The 15,187-nt window shown below is 53.7% G+C and carries 11 protein-coding genes; 1 reads left to right on the forward strand and 10 read right to left on the reverse strand.

The window, feature by feature from the left end; translation table 11 throughout:
- Positions 1-10: 10 nt before the first annotated feature.
- The 4 genes from yfaE to ubiG all read right to left on the reverse strand — a co-directional run bounded on the left by yfaE (position 11) and on the right by ubiG (position 4,965).
- Positions 11-265, reverse strand: a complete 255-nt coding sequence (yfaE, locus tag O6D90_RS07645) for a ferredoxin-like diferric-tyrosyl radical cofactor maintenance protein YfaE (protein WP_016153800.1) — start codon at positions 263-265, stop codon at positions 11-13.
- On the reverse strand, positions 265-1,395 hold the full coding sequence (nrdB, locus tag O6D90_RS07650) for a class Ia ribonucleoside-diphosphate reductase subunit beta (protein WP_016153799.1): 1,131 nt from the start codon (positions 1,393-1,395) through the stop codon (positions 265-267). The genes yfaE and nrdB overlap by 1 nt, the downstream gene beginning before the upstream one ends.
- Before the next feature lie 112 nt (positions 1,396-1,507).
- Positions 1,508-3,793, reverse strand: a complete 2,286-nt coding sequence (gene nrdA, locus O6D90_RS07655) for a class 1a ribonucleoside-diphosphate reductase subunit alpha (RefSeq protein ID WP_016153798.1) — start codon at positions 3,791-3,793, stop codon at positions 1,508-1,510.
- 443 nt (positions 3,794-4,236) lie between these two features.
- Positions 4,237-4,965, reverse strand: a complete 729-nt coding sequence (gene ubiG, locus O6D90_RS07660) for a bifunctional 2-polyprenyl-6-hydroxyphenol methylase/3-demethylubiquinol 3-O-methyltransferase UbiG (protein WP_016157023.1) — start codon at positions 4,963-4,965, stop codon at positions 4,237-4,239.
- 158 nt (positions 4,966-5,123) lie between these two features.
- On the opposite strand from ubiG, the gene gyrA reads away from it, so the two are divergent.
- Positions 5,124-7,760: a DNA topoisomerase (ATP-hydrolyzing) subunit A gene (gyrA, locus tag O6D90_RS07665; RefSeq protein ID WP_016153796.1), complete on the forward strand. Its 2,637-nt coding sequence runs from the start codon at positions 5,124-5,126 to the stop codon at positions 7,758-7,760.
- Between the two features lie 43 nt (positions 7,761-7,803).
- Here the strand turns inward: gyrA and O6D90_RS07670 are convergent, their stop codons facing one another.
- The 6 genes from O6D90_RS07670 to atoS form a co-directional block, all read right to left on the reverse strand.
- Positions 7,804-8,988 (reverse strand): acetyl-CoA C-acetyltransferase, encoded by a 1,185-nt coding sequence (locus tag O6D90_RS07670; protein WP_016157022.1) that lies wholly within the window; start codon positions 8,986-8,988, stop codon positions 7,804-7,806.
- Between the two features lie 30 nt (positions 8,989-9,018).
- Positions 9,019-10,341 (reverse strand): TIGR00366 family protein, encoded by a 1,323-nt coding sequence (locus O6D90_RS07675; RefSeq protein ID WP_016153794.1) that lies wholly within the window; start codon positions 10,339-10,341, stop codon positions 9,019-9,021.
- A complete protein-coding gene (locus O6D90_RS07680) occupies positions 10,338-10,988 on the reverse strand; it encodes a 3-oxoacid CoA-transferase subunit B (RefSeq protein WP_016157021.1) in 651 nt (216 codons plus the stop codon). Before O6D90_RS07680 ends, O6D90_RS07675 begins: the two co-directional genes overlap by 4 nt.
- Positions 10,989-10,990: 2 nt before the next feature.
- Positions 10,991-11,650, reverse strand: coding sequence for an acetate CoA-transferase subunit alpha (gene atoD, locus O6D90_RS07685; protein ID WP_016157020.1), 660 nt, complete (start codon positions 11,648-11,650; stop codon positions 10,991-10,993).
- Between the two features lie 199 nt (positions 11,651-11,849).
- Positions 11,850-13,235 carry an acetoacetate metabolism transcriptional regulator AtoC gene (gene atoC, locus O6D90_RS07690; RefSeq protein WP_016157019.1) on the reverse strand — a complete coding sequence of 462 codons (1,386 nt, stop codon included), beginning with the start codon at positions 13,233-13,235 and terminating at the stop codon, positions 11,850-11,852.
- Positions 13,232-15,070, reverse strand: coding sequence for a two-component system sensor histidine kinase AtoS (gene atoS / locus O6D90_RS07695; RefSeq protein ID WP_032931987.1), 1,839 nt, complete (start codon positions 15,068-15,070; stop codon positions 13,232-13,234). Before atoS ends, atoC begins: the two co-directional genes overlap by 4 nt.
- Positions 15,071-15,187 lie beyond the last annotated feature (117 nt).

A 15,187-nucleotide genomic window follows, 5' to 3' on the forward strand; every position in this document is an offset into this window, starting at 1 on the left:
CCGCCACATGTTACAGCTCTATTTCAATATCGCCTTTTGCCCGACAGCAGCAGGGTAAAATTTCACCTGGCTGAATGAAGGCCAGAGGTTCGGCAATCCAGTCGACCTGTCCCGCTACCAGACGGGTACGACAGGAGCCGCAATAACCTGCGCGGCACTGGTATTCAACTTCGACATTGTGCGATTCGAGCGCGGCAAGCAGGGAAGGGTGTTCATCCTGGCACAGCAGTTGTGTGCCAGAGATGCGCAGAGTAACGCGGCCCATCAGAGCTGGAAGTTACTCAGGTCGTCGGTATCGACTTCCGAATCGATCTGGCCGACCAGGTAAGAGCTGACTTCCACTTCCTGCGGCGCAACCTGCACGTTATCAGACACCAGCCAGGTGTTGATCCATGGGATTGGGTTAGAGCGGGTCTGGAACGGCAAGTCGAGTCCGACAGCCTGCATACGGATGTTGGTGATGTACTCAACGTACTGGCACAGAATGTCTTTATTCAGGCCAATCATTGAGCCGTCACGGAACAGATAATCCGCCCACTCTTTTTCCTGCAGCGCGGCCTGTACGAACAGGTCGTAGCATTCTTGTTTACACTCTTCGGCGATTTCCGCCATTTCCGGATCGTCCACGCCGCTGCGCAGCAGATTCAGCATATGCTGGGTCCCGGTCAAATGCAGGGCTTCATCGCGGGCGATCAGGCGAATAATTTTCGCGTTGCCTTCCATCAGTTCACGTTCGGCGAAGGCGAAGGAGCAGGCGAAGCTGACGTAGAAGCGGATCGCTTCCAGCGCGTTCACGCTCATCAGGCACAGATACAGCTTCTTCTTCAGTTCACGCAGGCTTACGACAACCGTTTTACCGTTAACGGTATGCGTGCCTTCGCCCAGCAAATGCCAGTAGCTGGTCATCTCAATCAATTCGTCGTAATAGCTGGAAATGCCTTCCGCGCGTTTCTGGATCTGCTCGTTGGTGACGATGTCATCAAACACCACCGCCGGATCGTTCACGATGTTACGAATGATGTGGGTGTAGGAACGGGAGTGGATCGTTTCTGAAAACGCCCATGTTTCCACCCAGGTTTCCAGCTCAGGGATCGAGATTAACGGCAGCAGCGCCACGTTCGGGCTACGTCCCTGAATGGAGTCCAGCAGCGTCTGATATTTCAGGTTGCTGATGAAGATATGCTTTTCATGTTCCGGCAGCGCCTGGAAGTCGATGCGATCGCGAGAAACATCAACTTCTTCCGGACGCCAGAAGAAAGAGAGCTGCTTTTCGATCAGTTTTTCGAAGATGTCATATTTTTGCTGATCGTAGCGGGCGACGTTCACCGGCTGGCCGAAGAACATCGGTTCCAGAAGTTGGTTATTTTTCGTCTGTGAAAAAGTGGTGTATGCCATTGATGTGAATCCTTTGTGGGATGAGTGCCGGATGGCGTTACAAGTACCCTTTCCGGCCTACAAACCAAGCTACTGTAGGCCGGGTGAGCCTGGTGCCACCCGGCATCGTTCATCAGATCTTACATGCGCCGCTTTCGCAGCCATCGTCCTGAATGGACGGCACCAGATCGTCCTGAGAATCTTCCGCACCGTCACGGGTGTTTTGATAATACAGCGTTTTGACACCAAATTTGTAGGCGGTGAGCAGGTCTTTCAGCAACTGCTGCATCGGTACTTTTCCGGATGGGAATCGTGACGGATCATAGTTGGTGTTGGCAGAAATCGACTGATCGATAAATTTCTGCATGATACCTACCAGCTGCAAATAGCCATCGTTGTTCGGCATTTCCCACAGCAGTTCGTACGCGTCGTGCAGGTGTTCGTAGTCCGGCACGACCTGGCGCAGAATACCGTCTTTCGACGCTTTGATGCTCACATAGCCGCGCGGTGGTTCAATACCGTTGGTGGCGTTAGAGATCTGCGAAGAGGTCTCCGATGGCATCAGGGCTGACAGCGTGGAGTTACGCAGACCGTGCGTTTTGATGGATTCGCGCAGTTGTTCCCAGTCCAGATGCAGCGGCTCGTTGACAATAGCATCGAGATCTTTTTTATAGGTATCGATCGGCAGAATACCTTTGGAGTAGGTCGTTTCGTTAAACCACGGGCACGCGCCTTGCTCTTTCGCCAGCTCGTTAGAGGCTTTCATCAGGTAATACTGAATGGCTTCAAAGGTTTTGTGAGTCAGGTTGTTCGCGCTGCCGTCAGAATAACGCTTACCGTTTTTCGCCAGCCAGTAGGCGTAGTTGATCACGCCAATACCCAGCGTACGGCGACCCATCGCGCCGCGTTTGGCGGCAGGAATCGGATAATCCTGATAATCGAGCAGCGCATCCAGCGCGCGCACCGCCAATTCGGCCAGCTCTTCCAGCTCGTCCAGGCTGTTGATAGCACCGAGGTTAAATGCGGACAGCGTACACAGCGCAATTTCGCCGTTTTCGTCGTTAACGTCGGTCAGCGGTTTGGTCGGCAGGGCGATTTCCAGGCACAGGTTAGACTGGCGCACCGGAGCGACAATGGGATCAAACGGGCTATGGGTGTTGCAGTGGTCAACGTTCTGAATATAGATACGCCCGGTAGAGGCACGTTCCTGCATCATCAGAGAGAACAGTTCAACGGCTTTCACGCGTTGCTTGCGGATACTGTCGTCGTTTTCATATTTGGTGTACAGACGTTCGAATTCGTCCTGGTCAGCGAAGAACGCATCATACAGGCCTGGAACGTCGGACGGGCTGAACAGCGTGATGTCGCCGCCCTTCAGCAGACGGGTGTACATCAGTTTGTTGATCTGTACGCCGTAGTCCATGTGACGCACGCGGTTGCCTTCGACGCCACGGTTGTTTTTCAGGACCAGCAGGCTTTCAACTTCCAGGTGCCACATTGGGTAGAACAGCGTTGCAGCACCGCCGCGTACGCCGCCCTGGGAGCAGGATTTTACCGCGGTCTGGAAGTGCTTGTAGAACGGAATACAACCGGTGTGGAACGCTTCACCGCCGCGGATCGGGCTACCCAGCGCACGGATGCGACCGGCGTTGATACCGATGCCGGCGCGCTGGGAAACGTATTTCACAATCGCGCTGGAGGTGGCGTTGATGGAGTCCAGGCTGTCGCCGCACTCGATCAGTACGCAGGAGCTGAACTGACGGGTAGGGGTACGCACGCCGGACATAATCGGCGTCGGCAGTGAAATTTTAAACGTAGAAACGGCGTCGTAGAAACGTTTTACGTATTGCAGACGCGTTTCACGCGGATAGTTAGAGAACAGGCAGGCCGCTACCAGAATGTAGAGGAACTGCGCGCTTTCATAAATCTCACCGGTAACACGGTTTTGTACCAGGTATTTACCTTCTAACTGCTTCACCGCAGCGTAGGAGAAGGTCATATCACGGTCGTGTACGATGAACGAGTCCATCTGCTTGAACTCTTCTTCCGTGTAGTCTTCCAGCAGATGATTGTCGTATTTGCCCATTTCAACCATTTTCACGACATGGTCGAACAGTTTCGGCGGTTCAAACTCGCCGTAGGCTTTTTTGCGCAGATGGAAAATCGCCAGGCGAGCAGCCAGGTATTGATAATCCGGTGCCTCGCGGGAGATCAGGTCGGCGGCAGCTTTGATGATTGTTTCATGGATATCGGATGTCTTGATACCGTCATAAAACTGAATGTGGGAGCGCAACTCGACCTGAGAAATCGATACGTTATTCAGTCCTTCTGCCGCCCAATCCAGAACTCGGTGGATTTTGTCGAGATTGATGCGCTCTGTACTACCATCACGCTTTGTCACCAGCAGACTCTGATTCATGTGGTTTTTTACCTGTCCGTGAAAGAAAAAATATCCCCCATATTATCCACAAAGTCATGTTGTGACTAAGTCTGTGGATAAATACTATATGTAGGGGTTGTTTGATAAAGTAGACGCTATATGGTGAGTATTCTAGTAGGGATTCTTTTCAGTACAAGAGTTGATTTTGAGGTTAAATTGAGGTTGCAAAAGGGTAATAATCGCTAAGTGCGCGTCTTATAAGGCCTGGCGAGGATGTCAATAATTGAGAAAAAAAATAGAAAATTTGATCGAGTGCTGATTTCTTCATCTAAGGCAAGGTAAGTTCTTATGACCTGGCGCAAAAATTGCCCTGACGATCCTACTCAGGATTGGTAGGCGATGCGCAGGCCCGAAAGCTGCGCACTATCGGGCACGGTGCCGGATTGCGGCGTTGCACGCCTTATCCGGCCGGGTGGAGGAGGTTAATCTGCTTGCGCGGTAGTGTGTAGCATATAGTTCACATCAACGCCGGGGCCGAGTTTAAAACTGTTGGTGATCGGGTTGTAGTGCAGGCCGGTCATATGACGCTCTTTCAGCACGGTCTGGTCAACCCACTCTAACAGTTCAGCCGGCTTAATGAATTTTTTCACATCATGCGTGCCTTTCGGCACCATACGCAAAATATATTCCGCGCCGACCACCGCCATTAGCCAGGATTTGCCGTTGCGATTAAGCGTGGAGAAAAACACTTCGCCGCCCGGTTTGACCAGTCTGGCGCAGGCCCTGACCACCGACTGCGGGTCCGGTACGTGCTCCAGCATTTCCATGCAGGTCACAACGTCATACTGATGCGCATGTTTTTCCGCATGTTCTTCAACCGTTTCTTGAACGTATTCCACCTGGATGCCACTCTCCAGCGCATGCAGTTTTGCTACCTGTAACGGTTCAAAGCCCATGTCCAGCCCGGTGACGGTTGCGCCCTCGCGCGCCATGCTTTCCGCCAGAATGCCGCCGCCGCAGCCGACGTCGAGTACCTTTTTACCAAACAGGCCGCCTGAGCGCTCCGTGATATAGCCCAGGCGAAGTGGGTTAATACGGTGCAGTGGCTTAAATTCACCCTCAAGATCCCACCAGCGTGACGCGACTGCTTCAAACTTGGCAATTTCTTCCTGATCAACGTTGTGAGTTACCGGAGGTTTTTCGGCATTCATTGGGGCTTCTACTCCTAAATTTGCGATGCAAATGAGTATATCAGCCTGACGGGATGAATAAAGCCTCTGTCAGGGGGAATCCATTTACCTGAATCTGCACGGATGTGTTATAATTTGCGACCTTTGAATCCGGGATACAGTAGAGGGATAGCGGTTAGATGAGCGACCTTGCGAGAGAAATTACACCGGTCAACATTGAGGAAGAGCTGAAGAGCTCCTATCTGGATTATGCGATGTCGGTCATTGTTGGCCGTGCGCTGCCGGACGTCCGAGATGGCCTGAAGCCGGTTCACCGTCGCGTACTTTACGCCATGAACGTATTGGGCAACGACTGGAATAAAGCCTATAAAAAATCTGCCCGTGTCGTTGGTGACGTAATCGGTAAATACCACCCTCATGGTGATACCGCCGTTTACGACACCATTGTTCGTATGGCGCAGCCATTCTCCTTGCGTTACATGCTGGTAGATGGTCAGGGTAACTTTGGTTCTGTCGATGGCGACTCCGCAGCGGCGATGCGTTATACGGAAATCCGTATGTCGAAAATCGCCCATGAGCTGATGGCTGACCTGGAAAAAGAAACGGTGGATTTCGTCGATAACTACGACGGCACCGAACAAATTCCTGACGTCATGCCAACCAAAATTCCTAACCTGCTGGTGAACGGCTCGTCCGGTATCGCGGTAGGTATGGCGACCAACATTCCGCCGCACAACCTGACGGAAGTGATCAACGGCTGCCTGGCATACATTGACGATGAAGACATCAGCATTGAAGGGCTGATGGAACATATTCCGGGTCCGGACTTCCCGACCGCCGCGATCATCAACGGTCGTCGTGGTATTGAAGAAGCCTACCGTACCGGCCGTGGCAAAGTGTACATCCGCGCGCGCGCTGAAGTCGAAGCGGATGCCAAAACTGGCCGTGAAACCATCATCGTCCATGAAATTCCGTATCAGGTGAACAAAGCGCGCCTGATCGAGAAAATCGCCGAGCTGGTAAAAGACAAACGCGTTGAAGGTATCAGCGCGCTGCGTGACGAGTCTGACAAAGACGGTATGCGCATCGTGATTGAAGTGAAACGCGACGCGGTCGGGGAAGTGGTTCTGAACAACCTCTACTCCCAGACCCAACTGCAGGTTTCTTTCGGTATCAACATGGTTGCGTTGCACCATGGACAGCCGAAAATCATGAACCTGAAAGATATTATTGCTGCGTTTGTACGTCACCGCCGTGAAGTCGTAACCCGCCGTACTATCTTTGAACTGCGTAAAGCCCGCGACCGTGCGCACATCCTTGAAGCGCTGGCGATTGCGCTGGCGAACATCGATCCGATCATCGAACTGATCCGCCGTGCGCCAACCCCGGCAGAAGCGAAAGCAGCGCTGGTCGCGCGTTCGTGGGAGCTGGGTAACGTTTCTGCCATGTTGGAACGTGCCGGCGATGATGCCGCGCGTCCTGAATGGCTGGAACCGGAATTTGGCGTGCGTGACGGTCAGTACTACCTGACTGAACAGCAGGCCCAGGCCATTCTGGATCTGCGTTTGCAGAAACTGACCGGCCTTGAGCACGAAAAACTGCTCGACGAATACAAAGAGCTGCTGGAGCAGATCGCTGAACTGCTGCACATTCTGGGCAGCGCCGATCGTCTGATGGAAGTCATCCGTGAAGAGATGGAGCTGATTCGTGAACAGTTCGGCGACGCACGTCGGACCGAAATCACCGCGAACAGCGCTGACATCAACATCGAAGATCTGATTAGCCAGGAAGATGTTGTCGTGACCTTGTCTCATCAAGGCTACGTGAAATATCAGCCGTTAACCGATTACGAAGCGCAGCGTCGTGGCGGTAAAGGCAAATCTGCAGCACGAATTAAAGAAGAAGACTTTATCGACCGCCTGCTGGTGGCCAACACCCATGACACGATCCTCTGCTTCTCCAGCCGCGGTCGTTTGTACTGGATGAAGGTTTATCAGTTGCCGGAAGCAAGCCGTGGTGCGCGTGGACGTCCTATCGTCAACCTGCTGCCACTGGAAGCTAACGAACGTATCACCGCAATTCTGCCAGTACGTGAGTACGAAGAAGGCGTCAACGTCTTTATGGCAACCGCTAGCGGTACCGTGAAGAAAACAGCGCTGACTGAGTTCAGCCGTCCGCGTTCAGCCGGTATCATTGCGGTTAACCTGAACGAAGGCGATGAGCTGATTGGCGTTGACCTGACGTCTGGTAGTGACGAAGTTATGCTGTTCTCTGCTGCCGGTAAAGTTGTGCGCTTCAAAGAGGGGGCTGTTCGTCCGATGGGACGTACCGCGACCGGCGTACGCGGTATCAAACTGGCGGAAAGCGACAGCGTGGTATCGCTGATCGTTCCGCGCGGTGAAGGTGCTATCCTCACCGTTACCCAGAACGGCTACGGTAAACGTACGGCGGCGGAAGAGTATCCGACCAAGTCTCGTGCGACCCAGGGCGTTATCTCCATCAAAGTCACCGAGCGCAACGGTTCCGTTGTCGGCGCAGTGCAGGTTGAAGATACCGACCAGATCATGATGATCACCGATGCAGGTACGCTGGTGCGTACTCGCGTGTCGGAAATCAGCGTGGTAGGACGTAACACCCAGGGCGTTATCCTCATCCGTACTGCGGAAGATGAAAACGTTGTGGGTCTGCAACGCGTTGCTGAACCGGTTGATGATGAAGAGCTCGACTCCATCGACGGTAGCGCTGCTGAAGGGGACGAGGATATCGCGCCTGAAGCGGAAAGCGATGACGATGCAGCGGACGACGCTGAAGAGTAATTAAGACGTGATAAAAAGGGCCGGAAATATCCGGCCCTTTTTTTTAATTCATTCGCTCTACTATCATCGCAATGCCCTGACCGCCGCCGATGCACAGTGTGGCCAGTCCAAGCGTTTGATCCCGTGCCTGTAGCGCATGCAGCAGCGTCACCAGTATTCGTGCGCCGCTGGCGCCAATAGGGTGTCCCAGCGCAATTGCCCCACCGTTGACGTTAACCTTTTGCGGATCAAATCCCAGCGTTTTACCGACGGCAAGAAACTGAGCAGCAAATGCCTCGTTGGCTTCGATCAGATCGATATCAGAAAGCTGTAAGCCGCTCAGTTGCAGTGCCTTCAGCGTGGCGGGAACCGGCCCCATCCCCATCATAGCCGGTGCTACGCCGCCACTGGCCCAGGCTTTGATCCGCGCCAATGGCTTCAGCCCAGCCTCCAGTGCTGCGGACTCTTCCATTACCACTAATGCCGCTGCACCGTCGTTGATCCCCGAGGCGTTACCTGCGGTGACGGTTCCTGCTTTATCAAAGGCTGGACGCAATGCGGCGAGGCCTGCTGCCGTCGAGTCAGCTTTGGGGAATTCGTCACGCTCAACGATGATGGTTTTCTTCCGTGATGACACGCTGACGGGCACGATTTCAGCCTCAAATGCGCCAGACTCGATTGCGGCAACGGCTTTACGCTGCGACTGCAGAGCCAGTTCATCCTGCATTTCGCGGCTGATGCCATACTCTTTGGCAACATTTTCTGCAGTGATCCCCATGTGGTAACCATGCTCGGCGCAGATCAGGCCGTCGCGCAGAATCACGTCGGACAATTGCCCGTCACCGAGGCGATAGCCCCAGCGGGCTTTTGCATCTAACAGGTAGGGGGCAAGGCTCATGTTTTCCATCCCTCCCGCGACGATCGCCTGGGCTTGTCCGGCCTTGATAGCGAGGGCGGCAAGCGCCACGCTTTTCAGGCCAGAGCCGCACACTTTGTTGACTGTAAAGCCGCAAACGGTGTCGGACAGGCCGCTTTTTAATAATGCCTGACGCGCTGGGTTTTGCCCGAGTCCTGACTGCAGCACGTTGCCCATAATCACCTCGTCCACGCGCTGTGGGTCAAGGTGCGCGCGTTCAAGAGCGGCTCTAATGACGATTGATCCAAGCTCGACGGCACCCGTAGTTGCCAGTGCGCCGTTAAAACTGCCGATTGCGGTACGTGCCGCGCTGACGATGACACAGTTTTTCATTTTTCAGTTCCTTTAATTAAGTTGTTGCCGTCAGAACAAGGTCAATCCAATAACAAAAATGACGCCGGAGAAGAGCAGGGCGGTGATGCAGTAGCCCATAATGTCGCGTACTCCGAGACCGGCGATGGCCAGCGCGGGTAGCGCCCAGAACGGTTGTGCCATGTTCATCCACTGCTCACCGTAGGCGATGGCCATGACTGATTTGCCAAGATCGGCACCCAGCGCCTGAGCGGCAGGCATGACGAACGGTCCCTGAATAACCCAATGGCCACCGCCGGATGGCACGGCAAAGTTAATCAGGGCTGAACTGAAGAAAGTCATCAGTGGGAAGGTATCTTTGTTGGCAACGTTGATGAAAAATTCAGTAATGAGCCCACCGAGGCCGGAGTGCTCCATCATCAACTGAATGCCGGCATAGAAGGGGAATTGCACCAGAATCCCGGCGGTACTCCGTGCGGCAGCACTAACGGCACGCATATAGGCCATCGGCGTTTTGTGCAGCAGCAGACCGGCAATCATAAACATCAGGTTGACGGTGTTGATGGTGATGTTGAAACCTTTCTCGGCAAAGTAGATACCCAGATAGGCAATCCCTAATGCACCGATGATCAGCGCCAGAATGCGGCTCTCTTCCAGTTTTTCAGATGGCGGCGCATCTGGTGGCAGTTTCTTCTGAAAATCAGCTTCTTCCAGTAACAGTTTCGGATCGATGCTCACCACATCTGAAGGTTTTGGCGTCATCATCCGGGTGATAAACGGCATCACCACAATCAGGCCGAGCGTGATGAAAATATTGAAGCCGGTGAACAGGGTATCCGCGACAGGAATGAGGCCCGCTACGTGCTCGACCGGGTTGCCAGGCGTTGCCGCCAGCAAAGGCATTGAGCCGGAGAAGCCGCCGCCCCAGGTCAGGAACCCGATGTAGGCGCAGGCAATCAGTAACGGATAATCGGAACCCGGTACCCGACGAGCTACTTCGCGGGCGAACATCGCCCCGACCACCAGACCAAATCCCCAGTTAATAACGCAGGCAACTGAACCAAAAAAAGTCACCAGCATGACGCCCTGAGCGGGGGTTTTGGCGGCGGATGCCGCCGTACGCAGCAGGCTTTTCACCGGCCCGGAACTGGCTAACGCATGGCCGGTTACGATGATCAGCGCCATCTGCATACCAAACGCCAGCAGGTTCCAGAAACCGTCACCCCAGAATTTCACCATGCTGATGGGGGTCTGCGGCGTTAACCACAGCGCGATGCCAAAGGTCAGCAACGTTAATAACATGGCGAAAATCAGTGGGTCGGGCAGCCAGCGGCTGACTACCCGTGTCATAAAGCGAGCGATGCGGCCAATCATGCGTCACCTCGCAGGATGCGCAGATCGTCGGCAATTTCAAACTGTGCTTCGGTTTTTTCACATAGCGTGGCGATGTCGCATCCTTCGACGATTTCAGTCAGCCACATCTTGCCATCTATAAAGCGGAATACAGCCAGCTCGGTGACCAGCATATGCACAGCATGCTGCGCGGTGAGCGGCATGGTGCATTGACGCAGGATTTTTGCGGAGCCGTCTTTTGCGCAATGCTCCATGGCGATAATGACTTTACGCGCACCGGTCACCAGATCCATTGCGCCACCCATGCCGGGCACCATCTTGCCGGGAACCACCCAGTTGGCGAGGTTTGCCTGCTCATCGACCTGCAACCCGCCAAGCACACAGGCATCAACATGACCGCCGCGAATCAACGCGAACGACATGGCGCTATCAAACATCGCCGCGCCCGGCAAAATACCGCACGGTTGGCCGCCCGCGTTCACCAGGTCAGGATGGGCGGTGGTGACTGGGCCCAGCCCCAGAAAGCCGTTCTCAGATTGCAGCGTAATGTGAATATCAGCAGGTAAGTAGTTGGCTACCATCGTTGGCAGGCCGATACCTAAGTTGACGATATCGCCATCGCGAAGTTCTTGCGCCACCCGGCGCGCAATACGTTGTTTAGCATCCATGATTAGCTCTCCTGTGGAATGACGATATGGTCGATAACGGCGCCGGGGGTCACAATCTGGTCAGGCTGCAGCTCCCCTGTTTCAACCATTTCGTCCGGTTCGACCAGCGTGATATCAGCGGCGAGGGCAATCAGAGGGTTAAAGTTACGGGCGCTGAGCTGGTAGGTGAGGTTGCCAAGCATGTCAGAGCGGTGGGCGCGAATAAGCGCTAAATCGGCGCGTAATGGGCGTTCAAGCAGCCAGGTTTTACCCTCAAGCGTCATGGTTTGCTTGCCTTCTTCCACGATGGTGCCAACGCCAGTGGGGGTCAGAAAGCCGCCAAGACCCGCGCCGCCGCAGCGAATCTGCTCGATCAGGGTACCTTGCGGAACCAACTGTACATCCATCTCGCCGGCAATCATGCGACGACCTGTTTCCGGGTTTGTACCAATGTGCGAGGCAATCACTTTGCTCACCCGCCCATTGACGATCAGGGGGCCGATACCGGTATCGACAAAGGCGGTATCGTTAGCAATCAGCGTCAGATCTCTGACGCCGGACTCCAGCAGGGCTTCAACCAGACGAGGTGGTGTGCCAACGCCCATAAAACCACCGACCATGATGGTCATGCCGTCACGAAAGAAGCCCGCAGCGTCTTGTAAGGTAATCAGTTTTGTTTTCATTATGTTTCCCTTTTTGCATACTCCATTTTGGGTACGCTCAGGGAATTGCAAGCAAGGTGCCAGAATGACTAAAGAAACGTATTAATGTTTAGTTGATTGAATTTATTGGTTTATTTTTGTGGTCTTGGTGAAAGGAGACCACGAGGGGTTATGCAGAATTTTGCGCAGTGTGCAAAATTCTGCATAGCAAATTTGCGTATCAGGAACCTGATGGGTCGATGCCGTACTCTTGTAATTTATACATTAAAGCGCGACGGCTAATTCCCAGCATCAGCGCCGTGCGGGTGCGATTGCCGTCCTGATTGTCGAGGACTTCGAGGATAATTCGTTTTTCCTCACGTTTAATCTCTTCTTTCAGATTGCGTTCCCCGGAGTAAGTCGGTTTTGTTTCTGTTGTGGCGCTAACCGGGTTGCGCAACGGGTCGGGGAGATCGTCGGCAAAGATCACCGCACCGGTATTCATAACGACTGCACGTTCGATGACGTTTGACAGTTCGCGAATATTACCGGGCCAGGGCCAGGCGGTGAGGATCGACATCGCCGTCGGGTCGATTTCGATAATATCCCGCTGATTTTCAGAGCTGAATTTTTGTAAAAAGTGGTTTGCTAATAAGGCAATATCTTCACGACGCTCGCGTAAGGGCGGCAAAGTCAGATGGATAACGTTGAGCCGGTAAAACAGGTCTTCGCGAAACGTTCCTTCCTTCACCATCGTTTGCAGACAGCGGTTGGTGGCGGCGACGATTCGAATGTCAACGCGAATGGTCTGGTGCCCGCCGATGCGTTCAAACTCCCTCTCCTGCAAAATGCGCAGCAGTTTGGCTTGCAGCACCAGCGGCATCTCGCCAATTTCATCAAGCAATAAAGTTCCCTGATGAGCGCGTTCGAACAATCCCTGGCGCAACGTCTGTGCTCCGGTAAACGCGCCTTTTTCGTGACCAAATAGCTCGCTTTCCAACAACGACTCCGGCAGGGCCGCGCAGTTAATTTTGATAAAGGGGCCATTGGCGCGTTTGCTGTTGTAGTGAATGGCGCGGGCGATCAGCTCTTTTCCTGTGCCGCTTTCACCGCTAATCAACACGTTTGCCTGGGAGAGGGCGATTTTCGCCGTGTCTTTACAGATATCCATCATACGCGGGCTGTTGGTCAGAATATGTCCCCATTGCCAGCTGGTGGTCAGCGCTTTATGCAGATTGCGGATTTCCTGTTTCATCTCCTGCAGTTGCAATGCGCGTTGTATCACCATACTTAGCTCGTCGAGATCAAAGGGCTTAATCACGTAGTCGAATGCGCCGCTACGTAAAGCTTCTACTGCGGTTTCTACTTCTGCGTAAGCAGTCATCAGAATGACGGGGATCCGTGGTTGCTGCGTGCGCATAACTTTCAGCGCGTCGATACCGTCCATCTCCTGCATGCGAATGTCCATCAGCACCACGTCTGGCTGCGTTTCGCTAAACAGGCTCAGTGCGGCTTTCCCGTCGCTGGCGCAATGTGTCTCATGCCCTTGCAGGGAAAATGCGGTGGCAAGCATACGGCGAACATTTTCTTCATCATCAACGATGAGAATACGATAGGTCGTTTTCATTCTGACGGATTTCCCTGCGGGTTAAGAGGTAAAATCAGAGTGAATATCGCCCCGCAGCCAGGCTGGCTGGTTACGTGGATATCCCCCTGATGCGCGTTGATGATGCGCTGGCTCAGCGCCAGTCCAAGACCGGTGCCTGATGCTTTTGTCGTAAAAAAGGGATCGAATATTTTCTTCTGTATGGCGAGATCGATACCGTTGCCATTATCTTCAATCATCACGGCCTGTTGCGAGGCCGAGTATTGCCAGGTACGGATGCGAATTTCGCCTCGCGCAGCGATCGCCTGCACCGCATTGATTAAAATATTGAGGATCACCTGTTTGAGAAGCTCGCGATCGGCGACGATCGGCGGCAGGCTGGGATCTAATTCCGTTGTAAAGGCGATCCGTGCCTGCAGGCCAGCGGTTTGCACCAGGATTAGCGTCTCTTCAATGAGCGCATTGAGCCGAATCTGTTGCCACTGGCTTTGTCGTGGGCGAGAGAAATCTAACAGTTGTTGAATAACTTTATTGATGGAATCAATTTCATTCAGCACAACAGATAAATATTCCTGATGTTCCGGCTGCGAGGTTTGCTGGCGGATGATCTGGACGTACCCACGAATTGCGGTCAGCGGGTTTCGCACTTCATGCGCGACGCCGGCCATCAGCTCACCCAGGGTGGCAAGCCTTTCGGTTTGCGCCAGTCGACGCTGGGTCTCTTTACGGGCGGTTAAATCGGAGAAAATAACCAGCGCGCCAATCAGCTCGCCGTGTGCGTTATGGATCCGACTGGTGGTTACACTGATCTCAATGGTGCGTTCACGTCCTGGAAAGCTAATTTCCTGGGCCACATGTTCAGTACCGTGCTCAAGGGTGTCCAGTACCGGGCTATAAAACTGCGTATTGGCAAAGAGCGTCGCATAGGGCTGTCCGACCAGCTCATGCAGCGTGTAGCCCGTTATCTGTTCTGCCGCCGGGTTCATGGTGGTAACGTCGCCTTGCCTGTCGATGGCGATCACGCCATCTGCGGCATTTTCAATGATCAGATCGTTAAGGGTTTTGGTTTCCCGTAGCGTTTGTGCCAGCGCATTGACGCTACGGCTGATTTGTCCTAACTCGCCGGGGAGTTCAGGCAATCGGGTAGGGGTTTTTTGTGCCAGCGTGGAAAGCCCATCGGTGATGATGTCGATATTCGCACTGAGTCGACGTGAGAAGTGCACGATGAGCAGCAGGCTACAGATGAGCCCGGCAACCAGTACGGCAATAATCCTGACATCCATTCTCCAGGCCTGCTGGCGGATATCTTCGGTGAGCTCATTGGCCCAGATATACCCAATAACCTCTCCCTGGCGCGCTATTGGGATCATCGAGTTGAGTATGTCGCCGCGAACCTGTCGGCCGGAATAGACCACAGGCGCGTTGCTACTCATCACTTCGCGTCCGGGATGATCCTCGGTGATGGTGATACCTACGTTGCCTTGGTAAAGCGCGGAGGGGGCGTAGGTGATAATGGCATCCAGCGCTTTGTGATAATACCCGGCGCCAATGCCGGGAAACGCTTGCGTAATGCGCTCGGTGATGGGGGCCAACTCTTGATTAAGCGCGCGAATGCGTGCTTCACGCGGCAAATTTGGGTAGTGACTAAAGCGGTCGCCCAGCGCATCGTTTAGCAGGGTTATCACCGATGACAGTTTTTTCTCTTTTTCAGATAAGACTGCTGAACGGCCTTCAGTTTCTACGATATAACCTATAGATATCGTCGGAATGATGACCATCAGGATGGCCATCATGATCATTTGGTTGCGTAATCGTCGTGGGTATAACCGACGAGCCAGCCATCTCAGGTCGCGCATTCTGACATCCGTGCAGTGTTTTTCAGGCAAACGACGATTATCACGGGTTAAGACAATGGTTTCAGAGCGGTGTATCATATTCCCGTAAAGAGAGGGCATTGCGACGCCGGACATTTA

This window comes from Citrobacter sp. 21OH12SH02A-Citro (genome assembly GCF_027919895.1).
Taxonomy (GTDB): domain Bacteria; phylum Pseudomonadota; class Gammaproteobacteria; order Enterobacterales; family Enterobacteriaceae; genus Citrobacter; species Citrobacter braakii.

Excerpts from the sequence above, each read along its gene's own strand:
- yfaE (WP_016153800.1), bottom strand. The coding sequence starts at position 265 with ATGGGCCGCGTTACTCTGCGCATCTCTGGCACACAACTGCTGTGCCAG.
- nrdB (WP_016153799.1), bottom strand. The coding sequence starts at position 1,395 with ATGGCATACACCACTTTTTCACAGACGAAAAATAACCAACTTCTGGAA.
- nrdA (WP_016153798.1), bottom strand. The coding sequence starts at position 3,793 with ATGAATCAGAGTCTGCTGGTGACAAAGCGTGATGGTAGTACAGAGCGC.
- ubiG (WP_016157023.1), bottom strand. The coding sequence starts at position 4,965 with ATGAATGCCGAAAAACCTCCGGTAACTCACAACGTTGATCAGGAAGAA.
- gyrA (WP_016153796.1), top strand. The coding sequence starts at position 5,124 with ATGAGCGACCTTGCGAGAGAAATTACACCGGTCAACATTGAGGAAGAG.
- O6D90_RS07670 (WP_016157022.1), bottom strand. The coding sequence starts at position 8,988 with ATGAAAAACTGTGTCATCGTCAGCGCGGCACGTACCGCAATCGGCAGT.
- O6D90_RS07675 (WP_016153794.1), bottom strand. The coding sequence starts at position 10,341 with ATGATTGGCCGCATCGCTCGCTTTATGACACGGGTAGTCAGCCGCTGG.
- O6D90_RS07680 (WP_016157021.1), bottom strand. The coding sequence starts at position 10,988 with ATGGATGCTAAACAACGTATTGCGCGCCGGGTGGCGCAAGAACTTCGC.
- atoD (WP_016157020.1), bottom strand. The coding sequence starts at position 11,650 with ATGAAAACAAAACTGATTACCTTACAAGACGCTGCGGGCTTCTTTCGT.
- atoC (WP_016157019.1), bottom strand. The coding sequence starts at position 13,235 with ATGAAAACGACCTATCGTATTCTCATCGTTGATGATGAAGAAAATGTT.
- atoS (WP_032931987.1), bottom strand. The coding sequence starts at position 15,070 with ATGCGCGACCTGAGATGGCTGGCTCGTCGGTTATACCCACGACGATTA.